The organism is Salinibacter ruber DSM 13855 (assembly GCF_000013045.1).
GTDB lineage: Bacteria > Bacteroidota > Rhodothermia > Rhodothermales > Salinibacteraceae > Salinibacter > Salinibacter ruber.
On the sequence record NC_007677.1, the window covers coordinates 1155564 to 1173157 of the forward strand.

Sequence of the window (17594 nt, forward strand, 5' to 3'; positions counted from 1 at the left end):
ATGACGTGCACTGGTTGCATCCGTCGAACGAACGTGCTTACAGCGTGCCGGTCAGGTAGCCCATCACGATGCCGAAGACGACAACCGGAATGATGTACCGCATGCCGAAGATCCAGACGCCCAGAAAGCCGTCGGCCAGGGTCGAGCTGCCCTGACGGAGCTCGTCGGCCGCCCGGTCGGCGCCCCATACCCACCCGATGAAGACGCTCAGAAAGAACGCCCCGACCGCCAGCCCAGCGCTTCCAATAAGATAATCGAGGACGCCGAGCACGTTGTTCTGGCCGAACAGGCCGCCCTCGCCGAAGAGATAGCTCAGGTCGCTGAACGCCCCGACCGCGCCGAAGGAGAGGGCGGAGGGAAGGGCCATGAGGAACGTGATGACCCCGATAATGAGCACCGACTTGCGGCGGGACCAGTTCTTCTCGTCGACGAAGTAGGACACCACGACCTCCAGCAGAGAGATGCTGGAGGTGAGCGCCGCAATCGACAGGAGGAGGAAGAACAGGAACTCGACGATGCCCCCGAGGGGCATCTGGGCAAACACCTCGGGCAGGACCACGAACACGAGCGCGGGCCCGGTGGCCGGATCGGCGCCCATCGCGAACAGGGCAGGGAAGATCATGAACCCGGCCATGAGGGCAATCATCGTGTTGAACAGGACCACATAGCCGCCCGACATGGCGATGTCTTCGCGCTTGGGCAGGTACGAACCGTAGGTGATCATGGCCCCCATGCCGAGGCTGAGGGTAAAGAAGGCCTGCCCGAGGGCAGCGATGACGAGGTCGAAGGTGATCTCTGAGAAGTCGGGCACGAGGTAGAAGCGCAGTCCCTCCGCGGCCCCGTCGAGCGTGACGGCCCGGACGATGACGAGGAGAATCAGCACGAACAGAACGGGGAGCAGGATCTTGGCCCACCGTTCGATGCCCTTCTCCACCCCGCCCACCACCACCAGAAGCGTGAGCAGCAGAAAGAAGGCCACCAGCCCGACGTTCAGCCACGGGGACGCCGCAAACGCCTCGAAGCCCATGGTGGGGGCGAGGACGTCTTTTACTGCGTACCCCACGGCCCAGCCGGCCACCACGCTGTAGTAGCTCAGAATCACGAACCCGGCGAGCACGCAGAAGCCCCCCACCACGATCCAGGCGGAGCCGCCGCCGGTGATGGACTTGATGGCGCCGACCGGGTTCTTTTGGCTGTTGCGCCCCAGCGACAGCTCGCCGAACAGGTAGGGCATCCCGATGAAGAGGATGCACAGCAAATAGATGAGGACAAAGGCCCCGCCCCCGCCCTCTCCGGCGAGGTAGGGAAAGCGCCAGATGTTGCCCAGCCCGATGGCGGACCCGGCGGCGGCGAGAACAAAACCGATCTGGGACGACCACTGCTCTCGGTCGGTCGAGGTCGTGCTCATGGGGAGTCGTCGGGTTGGCTCGTAGAAGGGGGAAGAGAAACAGCCCGCGAGAACGGACTCAGCGCGCTCGTCACCGCCCGAAGTTAAAAGGTGACGAACGTGATCGCAATCGGGGGCCGGATGAGGGCCGAGAGGCGGGGGGACGCCCCGCAATGCCCGTCACAGCACGCCGTAGAGCAGGTCGACGACCAGCACGGTCAGGATCGTAGCGGGGAAGGCGTATTTGATTGCCGCCCGCCAGACAGGGCCGACCCATCGCCCCATCGCGTGTCCGTCGCCGGTCCGCAATTCGTCCAGGGCGTCGTCGGCGTCCCACACCCACCCCACGAACACACTCAGGAGGGCGGCGCTGAGGACGAGCGCCACGCTTCCCCAAAGAAAGTCCACGACGTCCAGGACCCCAGGGGCGGGCCCGAGGAGGCGGTCCCCGACGAGCCACGACAGGTCGCTGAGGGCGGGCACGGCCCCCTGTGATAGGGCCGACGGCAGGCCGATCACAAACGCGACGCCCCCGGCGCCCCAGGCCGCTGTGCGGCGGGACCAGGCCGTTTCGTCAACGAGGTACGAGACGAACACCTCCAGCAGCGAAATGCCCGACGTAAAGGCGGCGATGGCGAGAAAGAGGAAAAACAGCGTCCCGACGAACGACCCGAGCGGCATTGCCCCGAACACATCGGGCAGAACCACGAACACGAGCGAGGGGCCCTCCGCCGGGTTCTGGCCCATCGCGAACACGGCGGGGAAGATCATCAGGCCCGCCATGAGGGCAATGAGGGTGTCGAAGACCGCAACGTAGCCGCCGGCAACGACCAGGTTCTCGTCGTCGGGCAGGTACGAGCCGTACGTGATCATCGTCCCCATGCCGAGGCTCAGGGAAAAGAAGGCCTGGCCGAGCGCCTCGACGACCATCAGGCCCGATACCTGCGAAAAATCGGGCGTCAGGTAAAATTCGAGCCCGGCACCCGCACCGGGCAGGGTGACGGCCCGAAAGGCGATGAGGCAGAGGAGGACGAACAGCACCGGCATCAAAATTTTTGCCCACCGCTCGATGCCCCGACGCACCCCCTGGGCGACCACCCCGGCCGTGGCGACAAGAAAGCCGCCAAACAGCGGAACGACCCACAGCGGATCGGCGATGAATTGGGCAAAGGCGGCGCCCGACGCCCCCGCGGCAGTGAGGTCCCGAAATACGTACCCCACGGCCCAGCCGGCCACCACCGCGTAGTAGCTGAAAATCGCGAGCCCCGTCACCACGCAGAGCCCCCCGACGAGCGACCACAGCGAGTGCCCCCGAATGGCCCGGATGGCCCCGACCGGATTCCGTTTGCTGTTGCGCCCGAGGGCCAGCTCCGCAAAGAGATACGGAACGCAGAGCAACAGGAGGCAGGCGAGGTAGATCAGCACGAAGGCGCCGCCCCCATTGTCGCCGGCCTTGAAGGGAAACCGCCAGATGTTGCCCAGGCCGATGGCCGACCCCGCCGCGGCGAGGACGAAGCCGAGCCGAGAGCTCCACTGCTCCCGTTCCGGAGAAGGAAATGCCATTTCGGGACAGGCGGTTGAGCAAAGGGACTCGCCGCGCCGAGCGCGACCGTTCGGGTCGGAACGACCCGGTGGGACGAGGACAGTCAGACCGCGAAGATAACGGGTACTTCCCCTGAACACAACGACGAACGACGGGGGGAGGCGCCTGCCCACGGAAAATCATGGAAAACAGAAACCCGCCGGAGGGGGCTACGCGGTCCACGTGTCCTCGTCCGGGTACCGATCCCGCTCACAGTACGTCCGGAGTCGAGGAACGCCCTGCGCGAGGTAGAAGGGCGGGCCGGCCGGCACGCCCTCGCCCGAGAGGCGCACCACCTCCACGTCGCCGGAGGCCTTGTATAGCTTCACGCGGCCGGCCACCGTGTCCTCGGCACCGAGATCGTAGAGGCAGTAGCGCGGCGTTTCGTCCACCTTCCGGAGGGTGACTGGAAGGGCCATGGGTGGGGCCGGACTAGATGCCCGAGGCGATGAGCAGCTCGATGTCGCGGTGGCTCATGCCGAACATCGAGGCCAGGTTCTGCTTCGTGAGGTGCTGCCGGTAGACGTACGTGCCGTTGCGCAGCCCCTCATCGCGCCACAGGGCCTCGTTGATGGACCCGGCCTCGCCGATGCGGAGGAGGTAGGGGACGAGCACGTGCGTGAGGGCGTACGAGGCAGTCCGGGCCGCATTCGAGGGCATGTTGGGCACACAGTAGTGGACGATGTCGTGCCGCCGGTAGGTGGGGTCGGAGTGGGTGGTGGGGCGGCTCGTCTCGATGCAGCCGCCCTGGTCCATGACCGCGTCCACGATGACGCCGCCCGGGGCCATCGACTGTACCATGTCCTCCGTGACGAGGAGGGGCGAGCGCTCGCCGCCCGTGACCATGGCTCCCACCACCACGTCGGCCGAGCGGACGGCCCGGCGGAGGTAGTGCTCGCTGGCGACGGCCGTGGTGACGCTGCGGTCCAGCGTGTTTTCCAGGGTGCGCAGGGAGCCGAGTTCCGTATCGAGCACGATGACGTGCGCCCCGTAGCCGAGGGCGGTGCGGGCGGCCCACTGGCCAATCACGTCGGCCCCCAGAATGACCACCGTGGCGGGCGGGACGCCCGAGATGCCCCCGAGCATGACCCCCTTCCCCCCCTCGTTGCTTTCCAGGTAGCGCCCGGCAATCTGGATCGACACGGACCCGGTGATCTCGTGCATCATTCGCACGAGGGGGAATGTCCCGTCCGGGTCGCGAATGAATTCGAACCCGATGCCGGTAATCTGCAGCCGCATCAAGTGGTGCAGAAACTCGGCGGTCGTGCCCCCAAGATTGAGCGCCGAGAGGAGAATCTGGCCCTTCTGGAGAAGCTCCATTTCGTCCTCTACCGGCGGCCCCACCTTCACGATCAGATCGCTTCGTTCGTAGAGGTCGTCGGGGGCGGATACGAGTTCGGCCCCGGCGTCGACGTACTCGTCGTTCTGGAAATGGGCCTCGTGCCCGGCGCCCTCCTCTACGTACACCTCGTGCCCGTTGGCGACGAGGGCCCCCGTCCCGCTCGGGGCCAGGGCCACGCGTTGCTCCTCGTTGCCCACCTCGCGGGGCACGCCGATGCGGAGAGACTCTTGCTCGTCGTCCTGCTTGAGGGGCTTCTCCTGCGTCATGAGGCCGCGCTCACGCTCAAAGCCCTGCTGTAAAGAGGGAATCTCCATATAGATCGGTGGGCCGCGAGGTACAGTGCATTCGGGGGACGAACGCCCGATAATCGGGCATTGGGTCTGCAAACGATTTAAACTATAAAAGCAACATCGCTTTTGCACACTCAGGCCCGTAGGGGAGGCACGAACGGGGCGCTTCCCTTCGTGCTCTCAGCAAGCGACCGCCGGAGGAGAGGAATGGGTAGACCTTTTCCGGCCCGGCCCCTATGTTCGACGTTCCACCGAGTCCCCACATCGAGCCGACCGTTTAGAGATGTCCCGTAGCGCCCCCATCGGTCCGACTGCCATCGTAGGGGCCGGAGCTCTGGGCACGGCTCTCGCGCGAGGCCTCTCCGCAAACGGACACCAGGTTGAGGCGGTGGTGAGCCGGAACGAGGAAGACGCCCGGGCGCTGGCCAATCGGGTCGGGGCCTCCGTGGCGGGGACGACGGGAACGGCACTGCCGGCCTCCGTCCGGCTCGTGCTGATCTGCGTGCCGGACGACGCAATTGAGGAGGTGGCGGAGGACCTGGGGCACTGCGACCATCCGTGGGGGGACACCGTCGTGGCCCACACGTCCGGGGCGAGGACGGCGGCGGTCCTCGATCCCCTCGCCCGGCAGGGCGCCGCCCCCATGAGCTTCCACCCGGTGCAGACGTTTACGGAGGAGACGCCCCCCGAGGCGTTCGAAGGGATCGTCGTGGGGATCGAAGGCGACGACCGGGCCCTTGCCGTGGGGGAGGCCCTGGCCGGCGTGCTCGGGGCGCAGCCCCTCCGGCTGACGCCCGACGAGAAGGCGCGGTACCACTGTGCCGCCGCCCTCGCCTCCAACGGCCTCGTCGCGCTTCTGGCCGTCGTGGAGGAGGTGCTCGGGGGCTTGAAAGAGGACGACAGCTCGGCGTCGGGCGCCGCCCTCGTTGCGCCCCTCGTGGAGCACACGTGGGCCAACCTTAAGGAGGGGCGTCCGGAAGAGGTGCTCACCGGCCCCGTAATGCGGGGCGACACGGGCACTGTTCGGGCACACCTCGACGCGCTAGAGCGGGGAGCCCCGCACCTTGTGCCCGTTTACGCGGCCCTTTCCCGGGAGATGGTGCGTGTGGCCGCGCGAGGCGGGCACCTGTCCGACGACCAGGCAGAGGCGCTCCGCTCCTCTCTGGGAACGGTCACGGACGCCGACCCCGACTCGGAAAGGTAATCCCCCTTTCGCGTTGAGTGAACGTAAGACTCCCTCTTTCTTGACAAGTGTGCGGCGGAATTTGGAACCCGCACCGGCCCTGTGATTTTGTGTGAGCCTGCTTTCAGGCGCCTTCGGAGCATCAATTGGAGACGCCGCAGGTGCCATCGTGGCCCCCTCCTCCACTGTTGTTTCACAATGCGACATCCTGCATGAGTACCGAGGCACACGAGCGCCAGACCGGATCAACGGCGGCCGAGGACGAACAAGAGGCCGACCCGGAGCAGTTTTCGGGCCGGTCGCTCTTGCTGGCGGACGAGGACGAGGCGCCGTCTGAGGTCCCGAATCCGGACGTGGAGGCCCTCCGCGCCCTCGTGGCCGAGGCCGACTGCCAGTGTGCCCCGTACCAGTCGGTGGCGGTGGCCGCCGTGCAGATTCTAGAGAAGGCCCTTCGCTACGAGCGGCAAGCGGCGAGCGCGGCCCTTTCGCTGGGGCAACAGGAGAAGATGAGATCCATGGTGGAGACGGCGGAGCAGGCTGTGTCGGTCCTGCGCGACACGCTCACCGCGCAGGGGCACAAGGTGATGCATCTGTGCACCGAAAAGTCCCCGGTGGGGCCGGCGTCGGCGGCCGACGATGCGGGACAGCCCTGGTGGTTCACGTTGTCCAATGCGCTGGAGGTGCTGGAACAGGGCACCGACCAGATGACCTCGCTCACGACGGGCCAGTCGCCGGGCAGTGCCGCCCGCGAGCTGAGCCAACTTACCGCCCAACTTCTTCGAAGCCACCACGATGCGCTGCTGCTGGAGGCCGAGGAGTGGATCTCATAGGGCCTCCCGGCGGTCGGCTCGGCGTTCCGGAGAAAGCCGTCGTCTCGTTGCTACGCGAAAGGCCCCTGCGGCCGAGTGCCGTTTGCCCACCGCTCGTGTACGTTTGCTCTCTTCCATTGACGATCTAGTCCCCGAATGTCCCCCGCATCCTCAGAGCTCAGTGAACAGGAACAGCGCCGACGTGAGGAGCGCGACGCGCTCGAACGGCGCGGCATCGACCCCTACCCCTACGCGTGGGACGTGGATGCCCACGCCGACGAGATCCTCGATACGTTCGACGACGACCTGCATCAGCCGGAGGATGGCGAGGTCGGGGGGTACAAGGTCTCCGTTGCCGGCCGCATCACGGGGCTTCGGGTGATGGGGGGCTCGGCGTTCTTTGACCTCCGGGACGAGACGGGCACGATTCAGGTCTACGTGCGCTCGCAGGACCTGGGCGACGACTTCTACGACGAGGTCTTTACGGAGCTGTTCGACATCGGCGACATCGTGGGCGTCGAGGGGTTCGTCTTCCGGACGGGGATGGGGGAGGTGACCGTCCGGGCCGCCGACGAATTTCAGTTGCTGGCGAAGGCCCTGCGGCCGTTGCCGGTGGTGAAGGAGACCGAGGAGGAGACCTATTACGAGGTGACGGACAAGGAATTCCGGTACCGGCAGCGGTACGTCGACCTCGCAGTGAACGAGGACGTGCGGGGCGTCTTTCGGCAGCGGTCCAAGCTCATCTCCACGATGCGCGGCTTTCTGGACGAGCAGGGCTGTTTAGAGGTGGAGACGCCCGTCCTTCAGCCTGTATACGGCGGGGCGTCGGCCGCCCCGTTCGAGACGCACCACAACGCGCTCGACATGCCGCTCTACCTCCGCATCGCGGACGAGCTGTACCTGAAGCGGCTGTTGGTGGGGGGCTTTGAGGGGGTCTACGAGATCGGGAAGGACTTTCGGAATGAGGGCCTGAGCCGGTTCCACAATCCGGAGTTCACCATGATGGAGTGCTACGTGGCCTACAAGGACTACCGGTGGATGATGGACCTGACGGAGGACCTTCTCCGCACGGCCGCCACTGCGCTGCACGACACGCCCACGGTGGCCTTCGAGGGACACGAGATCGACTTCGGGGGGGGATGGACACGAATTCCGTTCTTCGAAGCCATCGAGGAGGCGACCGGCTTCGACCTGTACCGGGCCGGGGCCGATCGGGTCTACGACGTGGCGGCGAACGAACTGGGGCTGGAGGAGGTCGAGGCCGACATGGGCCTTGGCGGGCTCCTCGACGAGATCTTCAGCGAAACGGTGGAGCCGACGCTCGTCCAACCCACCTTCGTGACCGATTATCCGATTGAGCTGAGCCCCCTCGCCAAAAAGCACCGCGAGAAGGAGGGGCTCGTGGAGCGGTTCGAGCTCGTGGTGGCGGGGCGTGAGGTGGCCAACGCCTTTAGCGAGCTCAACGACCCGCAGGATCAGCGCGAGCGGTTTGAGCGGCAGGCGCGCCAACGCGCCGCGGAGGTGGACGATGATGTGGATCCGGAAGACTTGATCGATGAGGATTACCTCCGGGCCCTGGAGTACGGCATGCCGCCTGCGGCCGGGCTGGGCGTCGGCATCGACCGCCTCACCATGATCCTTACTGGGCAGGAGTCGATCCGCGACGTCATTCTCTTCCCCCTGCTCCGCCCCGAGCAGTAGTCGGCCCCCTGGGCGACGCGGCGCCGCGTTCACCAATTGCCGGTGGGTGCCGCGCATCGCCCGGGACACGGACGCCCCTTTGCCAGAAGGCCAGGCGCTCGTCTGTCGGGGGACGTGTGGTGTTGGCGACAGCACTGCCCGTCCGTCGAGGCGGCCGGCTCCAAGAGCCGCACCGGGACCGGGGCGAGCCCGCTCCTGGACGGGCCCCATCAAAAAACGGGCGGACCCCCGCGAAGGGATCCGCCCGCAGAGGCGGCTCAAATGGGCGTAAGGGACGCCTACTACATGCCGTCGTCTTCACGCTGCGGCAGCGAGTCGGCGCGGCGGTACTGCCGCGTGCCGCCCTTCTTCGAGGTGATGCCTTCAACCTGGCCCTGACCACTGGTCATGATGCGGGAGCCGGGCACGCCGTTGTTCTGGTAGAAGCTGGACACGGCCTCGGCTCGATCCTCCGAGAGCGACTGCACGTTGCGCTCGCCCGGCGCGGCGAAGCCTTCAACCTGCACGCTCAGGTTCGGGCAGTCGGAGAGGATGTCGGCGTTTTCCTGAAGACTTTCCTCTCCTTCCTCGGTCAGCGTGCTGGAGTTGCGATCGAAGAAGGCCGAGTTCATCTCGCTCACGGTGGTGCAGATCTCCGGGAGCACGCGGTTGACGCGGACGGTCACCGTTCGGGTGTCCTCCCCCACATCGTTGGACGCCTCCAGGCGCGCGGTGTACTGTCCCGGCTCCTCGTAGGTGTGGGTGGGCGACTGGCTCATCGACGAGGAGCCGTCCCCGAAGCTCCAGCTCCGTGACACGGGCGTGTCCCCCTGCACGTTGCTGCTGAAGCGCACCGTCTCGCCTTCGTCGACGGGGTTAGGCGTCGCGTTGATCGAGGTGATGGAGGCGGGCTGGGGCGGCGGGACCACGCGCACGGAGATGGTGTCCGAGTCGGAGCCTCCTTCGTTGCTCGCCTGGAACCGGATGGCGTACTGCCCGGTGGAGCTGTAGCTGTGATTCGTCAGCAGTCCGGAGCCCGTCGCGCCGTCGCCGAACTCCCAGGTGTAGGTCAGGGGGTCGTCGGCCTCCGCCTCATTGATTGAGGCTTCGAACGTGCCGGTCTCGTCAGTCTCGAGGGTGTCGGGGCCGCTTACCGACTGCACGACGGGGGCGGTCGCTCCACACCCGGCGAGAAACAGTCCCCCGACAATGAGGAGAAGAGGGGCCCAGAGTGAAGAGAGAGAATGCGCGTTCGAAGAGATATTGGTGTTCATCATAGGGTTGATGGTGTTTTAAAGGAAGTAGAGGCCGAGAGAAGAGAAACGGTGGCTCCCCAGGGCCACCCCCACTGGAGAGTTCAGGGTTTCTACACGATGTGAAGGTATAGAACGTGGTTCGGACACGCAATTGCTTCCCCAAGAATAAATCCGGGGTCTTCAAGAAGAAATCGCCTATGGGGCGGGGCAGCGATTGGCCCCCAAGGGAAAAGGGGGCCGTAGGTGGGGCGCCAAGCTCGTTCCGGATGGGGGCGGAGGTCCGCGTCCTGCGGCCCATCCGCGCCCTGGAGACTGCGTTGGCCGGGGCAAAATGGGGCCCCGAACATGCTACTCCAGGGCATCCACGTGCTTTTCGAGCTTGCTCTTCCGGTTGGCGGCTTTGTTCTCGTGGATGATGCCTTTGGCGGCCAGACGGTCCAGGTCGCCCTTCACGTCGTTGAGGAGTTCTTCGGCTTCTTCCTTGTCGTCTAGGGAGCGGAGGGTTTTAATTTTCGTGCGGACGCGGCTCTTCTGCGACTTGTTGCGCTTCTGGCGCTTTTCATTTTGCCGCATGCGCTTCTTTGCAGATTCGTGTCGGGGCATGGTCTGGGGGGTCGGTACGTGACGAGAGGGTTGCGAGTAGTGTTGGGTACGCCTCCCTGAACGCATCGCGCGGGCCGGCGACGGGTTCCTGTCTCCCCGTCGAAGATTGTGCGAGTCGCCTCAAAGGGGATAGGCGTTCTTTTCGGAAAGCGGCCTAGAAACCGAAAACACCGCGGTCCGTTCCTCACCGCCAAGACACATTTTTCCCTCCGCCCCGGACGGGCGGGCTGCTCGGCGGCACGGCCGAATCGGCCTGTCCCATCCTTCATTTGGTGCTTGGCAGAAGAAAGGTGTTATGTGGTCGTTCTTCGCGGATCTCGTCCAAAAGGTGGGCACCGAGCAAACCATCGTCGTCATGGACGCGGAGGGGGTGGGCAAGACGCGACGCCATCACGTTCGCCCGTCGCGCATGGTCGCGATGTGGGGGGGGAGCCTGGCGGCGGCCGGTCTCCTCGCGGCCCTTCTGGTCGCATTTACACCACTGCGTACCCAGATTCCGGGCTATGGAACGGAGGAAATGAAGGAGAGCGCCCGCCTCAATACCCTTCGTGTGCGGGCCCTTCAGGATTCACTCGCCGCCCAGCGGGACTACATCCAGCGCCTTCGTCGACTCATCACCGGTCGGGTTGAGCCGGCGCCCCCCTCCGACGGAGCCCGTTCGGAATCTGGGTCGGGAGGGGGGGCAGTGGCAACGGGGGACGCGGGGCCCCCAGCGAGCGAGGGACCGTCCGGCGCATCCGCCCGGAACGCCCACCAGCAACCGGCCTTCGCACCGAGTCCCCGTTCGGGCGCCGCCGCGAGCGCCCCTGGGGGCCTTTCGTTTCCCCTCTCGCCCCCGGTCGCGAACGGGTTTCCGACTCGAGGCTTCGACGTGGCAACCGGGCACTACGGCATCGACGTCGCAGTGTCCGAGGGCGATTACGTCCGGTCCGTGGGGGACGGGTACGTCGTCTGGGCCGACTGGGCGCAGGACGGCGGCTACACGATTGCGGTTCAGCATGCCGGTGGATACCTTTCGGTCTACAAGCATAACAAACGCTTGCTCAAACAGCTGGGCGACCGGGTGACGGCCCAAGAGCCGGTCGCGGTAACCGGAAACACGGGCGCCGTGACGACCGGCCCTCACCTACACTTTGAGCTCTGGCAGAATGGCCTTGCCCAGGGGCCGGACGCCTATATCGCAGGCTGGTAGCCGATGTCAGGGCGACTGCCGAACCTCCTTTGGACTTCCATTTTTCGCTGATGGGACTCTTCGCCAACTCGCAAACGGACGACGCTTCATCCTCCATGGCTAACCAGACACGCACCGTTCAGGATCAGGTGAATCTCGTCGGCGAAGGCACGGTCTTCGAGGGAACCGTGCGGGCGAAAAGTGACGTCCGCGCCAGTGGGCGCATCGTGGGGACCCTCGAGGTCGATGGCAAAACAATGATTGCCGAAGAGGGAGAGGTAGAGGGGGAGATCATCGCGACCAACGTCGAGATTGCCGGGCAGGTACAGGGCGAGATTTACGTGGACGAGCGTCTGGTCCTCAAGAGCACCGCCCAGGTGGACGGGACGATCGAGACGGATCGCTTGGTCGTGGAAGAGGGGGCGGAGTTCACGGGGGAGTGCGAGATGGGCACCACCCTTTCTGAAAGCAAGGCGCCCTCTGGGGAGGCGAGTTGGGAGCGCGACTCCGTTCGCTCCGAGCGATCTGAGGCCGAAGACCCGGAGCCGTCGGGCGAGGCAGCTGAGGCGTAGACACGGGCCGGGCCAGGGCCGTGCCGCACAGGCCATCGGTGCACGTTGGGTATGAGTCGTTCAGAAGACCGGGCTCACGCTGAATCGGACGAGGCGCCGACCGACCGCCCCGGCGCTTCCCGGGCCGACGACGAGGGCTCCGCGCAGGAGGGGGGACCGTGGAGGCGTGCCCTTCGTGACATCGCCCCGTATCTCGACCTGGGCTGGCGCCTCATGGGGGTGGCCGCCTTTCCGCCCCTCATTGGAGCGTACGTTGACTGGCAACTCCAGACCGCCCCCTGGGGGTTGTTCGTCGGGGCGGCGATTGGGCTCGTGGGGTCCGGGCTCCAGCTCCGACGGCTTCAGCACGAATTCCGCTCTTGACGCCGCGGCGGGCCGCCATAACGAGCCCGTTAGGTCTGGGGCGCTCCTCCGAAATTCTTTCATGCACGATTCACCGCTTCTCATAAGTCCTGCACCGCCCCGATGCGTAGCTTCAGTGGCGGTGTGGGAGCATTGATGTGCGTAGCGTAGGGGCTTGCCCCACGTTCATTGCCGCGCATTGCCCTCACTGACCAACTGCCGGCACCGCGATGACAACTGGGTTGTGGCTGGGTCTCGGAGGGGGAGTCGCAACGGTGGGGCTCCACGTCCTGGCCCGCATGCTGACGCACTACGCGGCCCTGCGGGCATCGGACCGAGAGACATTCCTGATCATTGAGCTGGGCGGGCTCGGGGGACGAATGGGTCTTGTCTTCGTCGTAATGATCGTGGTCCTCCTGTACGCTCCGGTCCACGTGCCGACGTACGTAGGGACCCTGCTCGGGCTGCTATTCGTGAGCATCGCGTTCGAGATTTGGATGATTGTCCGACGGATGAGACAAGACGGCCTCATGGCCCGAGATTGAAAGCGCTCAGTCCGTCGCGCACATGATCGCTATTTCATAGATACAGACCTTATGATCGGTCGGGTTCGCCCTCTGCGAATTGTTGCCCTCCTCGTGCTGGGAATGAGTCTGGCACTGCCCGCGGCGCCTGCGAAGGCCGCGGACGGAGAGCTGACCCTTGAGGGCATCGTCAACAACACCATCCTCGGGCACGCCGAGGACGGCTACTACCTCAACCTCAAGCCGTTTGCGCAGGTTGAGCTTCCGCGCATCATGCTCGTCCGCACGGCGGACGGCGCACTGACCCTCGAAGCGTACGGAAGCACGAAAGGGCTCCTGCAAAACGGACCGTATGGCCTGGCCGCCCACGGGGACGAAGGGGAAGGGCATGCCGGTCCGATTACGGCGTCGGCGGAGCTCGCAGAAGCCATTGAGGCGAAGGAGCACCTCCACAGCACGGCGGTCCGCACCAGTGGGGAGGTCGTCGCGGACCTCTCCATTTCTCGGCATCTCATCTTCGGGCTGCTGGCGATGCTCATCGTGCTGGGGGTCTTCATTGCCCTGGCACAGCGCTACAAAAAGGAGCACGACCGACCCGAGGCCCCCAAGGGCGTCTTTCAGAATATGATGGAGGTCCTGGTCGTTTTCGTCCGCGACGAAATCGCGAAGCCCAACATTCCGGACGGAAAGTGGCGCACGTTTCTGCCCTACCTGCTGACGGCCTTCTTCTTCATCCTCGTCGCCAATATTCTGGGGCTCGTGCCGTTTGCGGGGGCGGCCACGTCCAACATCGCGGTGACGGGGGTGATGGCCATCATGACGTTCTCCATCGTGCTTCTCTACGGCTCGTCCGACTACTACAAGGAGCTGCTGACCGGGCCGCCGGACGCCCCTGTTCTCATTCGGATCATCCTGGTGCCCATCGAGATCATCGGTCTCGTAATGCGGCACCTTGCCCTCGCCATTCGTCTGTTTGCGAACATGATGGGCGGATCGCTCATCATCTTCAGCCTCATCGGGCTGGTCTTCATGATGAACGTGATCATGGGGGAGGCGGCGGCCTGGTCGACCACCGTCATTAGCATAGGATTCACCGTCTTCATCTTGTTGCTCAAGCTGCTCGTTGCCTTCATTCAGGCGTACGTATTCACCATTCTCTCGGCCCTCTTCATCGGAATGGCCGTGGAGGAGCATCACCCCGACGGTGAGGAGGCGGCTGAGCCCGACGTCGGCCTCGACGGCCGGGTTGAAGACCGCCTCGACGCCGTGGAAGACAAGATGGAGGACCGCGTGCAGCCGACGACGGCCTAACGCCGGGGCGATGTCCGGAGGACGCCGTCAGGCTGCGCAACACACGACCGCTGCACGACCACTCGCATACTGTACACATCACACTCGGAGAAGAACACTATGGACCCCGCTGCTCTTGCATACCTCGCCGCCGGTCTCGGAGCCGGCATTTCTGCCGTTGGCGCCGCGATCGGAATTGGCCGGCTGGCCAGCTCCTCAATGGACGGGGCGGCTCGCCAGCCCGAAGCCGCCGGAGACATTCGAGGCCTCATGATTGTCTCTGCCGGTCTTATTGAGGGTGTGGCCCTGTTTGCCCTCATTATTTGCCTCCTCCTCGTCCTCTTCGTCTAACGGCCGTGCCGAAACGGAACGAGAGGGCGCACGTGCAGTCCACGTTGCCTCGGGGCGAGCACGATTAGAGACTCGACGGTGCGAGGGGGCAGCGTTGCGGCCGTCCCGTCCCGCCCGGGAGAACGTGGCCGTCCGCCGCACTCGTCCTGCCACAATGGTTCGGGGATACGTCTCCTGATGCCACGGCCGAGGCCCACGAGGTGTCCCAAGGCCCCCGGGGTGGCGGCCCGTTGTCGGCCTCCACCGTGCTGCCCGAGCGCCCGCGCCCTGCAGTTAAATTTCGTCGTCCGGTTTGTCCTTTGCCTATGACCGCCCTGTTTGCCCAAAGCCTCGTCACCCCATCGGTGGGGCTCATTTTCTGGAAAACCGTCGCGTTCCTCATCTTCCTCTACATCCTCTACCGATTCGGGTGGGGGCCGATCACCGAGTCGCTGGAGGAACGAGAGGAGGAGATTGAGCACTCCATCCAGCGCGCCGAAGAGGCCCTCGAAGAGGCCAAGGCGATTCAGGCGGAGAACGAAGAGGCCCGCCGTGAGGCGGAGCAGAAGGCCCAGCAGATCCTCCGGGAGGCCCGCGACTCGGCCGAAGAGCTCCGCGAGGAGGAGAAGGCCAAAACGCGCCGTGAGATCCAGGAGATGAAGGAGCAGGCCCAGGCCGAAATCGAGCGTGAAAAGCAGGCGGCCCTCCAGGAGCTCCGTGACGAGGTGGCCGACCTCGCCATTGAGGCGGCTCAGAAAATCATCGAGAACGACCTGGACGCCGACCGGCACCGGCAGCTCGTGGACGATGCCCTCGACGACTTCCCGACGAATTAGCGCCCGGGATGGGATGGACCCTGTCCGCGCGCCCAATCCTTTACTCCAGACAGCCGTATGAGCCAGCGCACGGTCACCCGGCGGTATGCCGCCGCGTTATACGAAGAAGCCAACGCGAACGGCGTCCTTGAGGCCGTCGATGAGGACGTCCGGATGCTTCTTGAGAGTCTCGACTCCAACCGCCCGCTGGTGCGGGTCTTCGAAAGCCCCGTGATCCCTCAGGACAAGAAGGATTCCATCGTCCGTGAGCTCCTGGGCGATCGGGTCGAAGACCTGACGGTGCGGTTCCTTCGGCTGCTGATCCGGAAGGACCGCGAGACGATGACGGAGGCCATTCTCGACCAGTACCAGACCCTTCGCGACGAACAGCGCGGCATCGTTGACGCGGAGGTCACGGTGGCCCGCCCCCTGGCGGACGAGACCCGCACGACGCTGGTGGGGGTCCTGGAGGAGAAAACGGGCAAGGAGATTCGCCTCCACCTGCACGAGGACGCGGACCTGATCGGGGGGCTTGTGGTCCGAATTGGGGACCGTGTCTTCGACGCCAGCGTGCGCAGCCAGCTCGGCGCCCTCCACGATCGGCTCCGTGAGGCGACCCTTTCGGAAAATGCCCTCGACGACGGGGCGTAGCCCTCCGCGGCCCGCCGCCGTCCCACTTGTTCTTCACGACTTGATCTCTCGATCCTTCCATGTCCAACGGTAGTATCCGACCCGACGAGGTCACCGACATTCTCCGTCGCGAACTTGGCGATTTTGAAACCGAGGCGGAGGAGTACGAGGCCGGGACCGTGCTGGAGGCCGGTGACGGCATCGCAACCCTTTACGGCCTGAGCAACGCCCAGGCCAGCGAGCTCGTGGAGTTTCCCGAGCAGGACGTGGAGGGCATGGTCCTGAATCTCGAAGAGGACAACGTGGGGGTCATTCTCTTCGGCGACGTCGACGCGGTGAGTGAGGGCGACGAGGCGCGTCGCACCGGACGCATCGCGTCGGTCGGCGTGAACGAGAACATGCTGGGTCGTGTCATCGACCCGCTGGGGCGCCCGCTCGACGGCAAGGGGCCCATCGAGGGCGAGAAGACGGTGCTCCCGCTGGAGCGAAAGGCGCCCGGCGTCATTTACCGGGAGCCGGTCGAGGAGCCCCTGCAGACGGGCATCAAGGCCATCGACTCGATGATCCCGGTCGGGCGCGGCCAGCGTGAGCTGGTCATCGGGGACCGCCAGACCGGAAAGACGGCGGTCCTGACCGACACGATTATCAACCAGAAGAAGACCCACCAGGAGGGTACGGACAGCGGCGATCCCGTCTACTGTGTCTACGTGGCGGTGGGGCAGAAGGACTCGACGGTGGCGCAGGTGCAGCGCGACCTGGAGCGCAACGGGGCGCTGGAGCACACGGTGATCGTCAACGCCTCGGCCTCCATGCCGACGCCCCTGCAGTACGTCGCTCCGTTTGCCGGGGCCTGCATCGGCGAGTACTTCCGCGACACGGGGCGGGACTCGCTCGTGTGCTTCGACGACCTCTCGAAGCAGGCCGTCGCCTACCGGGAGCTCTCGCTCCTGCTGCGTCGCCCGCCCGGCCGCGAGGCCTACCCGGGCGACATCTTCTACCTCCACAGCCGCCTGCTCGAGCGGGCCGCCAAAATCATCAGCGACGAGGAGGTGGCCACGCAGATGAACGGCCTCCCCGACGCGCTCCAGGACAAGGTGCAAGGCGGGGGGTCGCTCACGGCGCTGCCGGTCATTGAGACACAGGCCGGCGACGTGTCCGCCTACATCCCGACGAACGTCATTTCGATTACCGACGGCCAGATTTACCTGGAGACCGACCTCTTCAACTCCGGCATCCGGCCGGCCATCGACGTGGGAAACTCGGTCTCGCGCGTCGGCGGCTCGGCGCAGATCGACGCCATGAAGGATGTCGCAAGCACGCTCCGGATCGACCTTTCGCAGTACCGCGAACTGGAGGCCTTCGCCAAGTTTGGGTCCGACCTCGACCCCTCCACGCAGCAGCAGCTCAACCGCGGGGAGCGGCTCGTCGAGATTCTGAACCAGGACCAGTTCTCGCCGGTGCCGGTGGAGGAGCAGGTCGCCATCATCTACGCGGCCATCAACGGCCACCTCGACGATGTGCCGGTCGACGACATCGAGGACTTCGAGGAGGAGTACCTGGAGCGCCTCCGCCTCCGCCACGAAGATGTGCTGACCGAGATCCGCGAGACCGAAGAGCTTACCGACGCGGCCGAAGAGGTCTTCGAGGAGGTCGCTGCGGACATGGCCGACGTCTACGCCGAGGACGAAGAGGAGGAAGAGGAAGATGTGCTCGCCGACGAAGGCGCGACGGCGTAACCCCTCACCGAGGCCCCGCTGCGCGGCGGCGCGGCTCGATCAGCCCCCGGCG

At 65.5% G+C, this 17594-nt stretch carries 18 protein-coding genes; 12 read left to right on the forward strand and 6 right to left on the reverse strand.

Annotated features, from left to right (window positions below):
* Positions 1 to 37 precede the first annotated feature (37 nt).
* The 4 genes from SRU_RS04755 to SRU_RS04770 form a co-directional block, all read right to left on the reverse strand.
* Entirely contained in the window at positions 38 to 1408 is a 1371-nt protein-coding gene (locus tag SRU_RS04755) for a sodium-dependent transporter (protein WP_118838466.1), read from the reverse strand.
* 159 nt (positions 1409 to 1567) lie between these two features.
* The gene (locus SRU_RS04760; protein ID WP_164923537.1) at positions 1568 to 2950 is read right to left on the reverse strand and encodes a sodium-dependent transporter; all 1383 of its coding nucleotides are present in this window, start codon (positions 2948 to 2950) and stop codon (positions 1568 to 1570) included.
* Between the two features lie 189 nt (positions 2951 to 3139).
* Positions 3140 to 3388, reverse strand: a complete 249-nt coding sequence (locus SRU_RS04765) for a hypothetical protein (protein WP_011403663.1) — start codon at positions 3386 to 3388, stop codon at positions 3140 to 3142.
* A 13-nt stretch (positions 3389 to 3401) separates the two neighbouring features.
* The gene (locus tag SRU_RS04770; protein ID WP_011403664.1) at positions 3402 to 4625 is read right to left on the reverse strand and encodes an alanine dehydrogenase; all 1224 of its coding nucleotides are present in this window, start codon (positions 4623 to 4625) and stop codon (positions 3402 to 3404) included.
* A gap of 259 nt (positions 4626 to 4884) precedes the next feature.
* Here SRU_RS04770 and SRU_RS04775 point away from each other — a divergent pair, with 259 nt between their 5' ends.
* The 3 genes from SRU_RS04775 to lysS all read left to right on the forward strand — a co-directional run bounded on the left by SRU_RS04775 (position 4885) and on the right by lysS (position 8294).
* Entirely contained in the window at positions 4885 to 5805 is a 921-nt protein-coding gene (locus SRU_RS04775; RefSeq protein WP_011403665.1) for a Rossmann-like and DUF2520 domain-containing protein, read from the forward strand.
* A gap of 191 nt (positions 5806 to 5996) precedes the next feature.
* Entirely contained in the window at positions 5997 to 6614 is a 618-nt protein-coding gene (locus SRU_RS04780; RefSeq protein ID WP_231847385.1) for a hypothetical protein, read from the forward strand.
* Positions 6615 to 6749: 135 nt separating this feature from the next.
* Positions 6750 to 8294 (forward strand): lysine--tRNA ligase, encoded by a 1545-nt coding sequence (lysS, locus tag SRU_RS04785; protein WP_011403667.1) that lies wholly within the window; start codon positions 6750 to 6752, stop codon positions 8292 to 8294.
* A gap of 281 nt (positions 8295 to 8575) precedes the next feature.
* Here the strand turns inward: lysS and SRU_RS04790 are convergent, their stop codons facing one another.
* Both SRU_RS04790 and rpsT read right to left on the reverse strand, forming a co-directional pair.
* Positions 8576 to 9550: a PKD domain-containing protein gene (locus SRU_RS04790; protein ID WP_112903561.1), complete on the reverse strand. Its 975-nt coding sequence runs from the start codon at positions 9548 to 9550 to the stop codon at positions 8576 to 8578.
* Positions 9551 to 9877: 327 nt separating this feature from the next.
* Positions 9878 to 10132: a 30S ribosomal protein S20 gene (rpsT, locus tag SRU_RS04795; RefSeq protein ID WP_013061505.1), complete on the reverse strand. Its 255-nt coding sequence runs from the start codon at positions 10130 to 10132 to the stop codon at positions 9878 to 9880.
* Positions 10133 to 10427: 295 nt separating this feature from the next.
* On the opposite strand from rpsT, the gene SRU_RS04800 reads away from it, so the two are divergent.
* The 9 genes from SRU_RS04800 (at position 10428) to atpA (ending at position 17542) form a co-directional block, all read left to right on the forward strand.
* Entirely contained in the window at positions 10428 to 11324 is an 897-nt protein-coding gene (locus tag SRU_RS04800; RefSeq protein WP_112903563.1) for a M23 family metallopeptidase, read from the forward strand.
* Positions 11325 to 11419: 95 nt separating this feature from the next.
* Positions 11420 to 11875 carry a bactofilin family protein gene (locus tag SRU_RS04805; protein ID WP_231847387.1) on the forward strand — a complete coding sequence of 152 codons (456 nt, stop codon included), beginning with the start codon at positions 11420 to 11422 and terminating at the stop codon, positions 11873 to 11875.
* A 51-nt stretch (positions 11876 to 11926) separates the two neighbouring features.
* Positions 11927 to 12238 (forward strand): AtpZ/AtpI family protein, encoded by a 312-nt coding sequence (locus SRU_RS04810; protein WP_013061507.1) that lies wholly within the window; start codon positions 11927 to 11929, stop codon positions 12236 to 12238.
* Positions 12239 to 12447: 209 nt separating this feature from the next.
* Complete coding sequence (locus SRU_RS04815) at positions 12448 to 12762, forward strand: hypothetical protein (protein ID WP_013061508.1); 315 nt, start codon at positions 12448 to 12450, stop codon at positions 12760 to 12762.
* Positions 12763 to 12864: 102 nt separating this feature from the next.
* Positions 12865 to 14052: a F0F1 ATP synthase subunit A gene (gene atpB / locus SRU_RS04820; protein ID WP_237701963.1), complete on the forward strand. Its 1188-nt coding sequence runs from the start codon at positions 12865 to 12867 to the stop codon at positions 14050 to 14052.
* Positions 14053 to 14151: 99 nt separating this feature from the next.
* Complete coding sequence (gene atpE / locus SRU_RS04825; RefSeq protein WP_011403674.1) at positions 14152 to 14382, forward strand: ATP synthase F0 subunit C; 231 nt, start codon at positions 14152 to 14154, stop codon at positions 14380 to 14382.
* Between the two features lie 305 nt (positions 14383 to 14687).
* Entirely contained in the window at positions 14688 to 15197 is a 510-nt protein-coding gene (gene atpF / locus SRU_RS04830) for a F0F1 ATP synthase subunit B (RefSeq protein WP_043552096.1), read from the forward strand.
* A gap of 57 nt (positions 15198 to 15254) precedes the next feature.
* Positions 15255 to 15827: an ATP synthase F1 subunit delta gene (gene atpH, locus SRU_RS04835; protein ID WP_011403676.1), complete on the forward strand. Its 573-nt coding sequence runs from the start codon at positions 15255 to 15257 to the stop codon at positions 15825 to 15827.
* A 59-nt stretch (positions 15828 to 15886) separates the two neighbouring features.
* The gene (atpA, locus tag SRU_RS04840; protein WP_011403677.1) at positions 15887 to 17542 is read left to right on the forward strand and encodes a F0F1 ATP synthase subunit alpha; all 1656 of its coding nucleotides are present in this window, start codon (positions 15887 to 15889) and stop codon (positions 17540 to 17542) included.
* Positions 17543 to 17594: the final 52 nt, after the last annotated feature.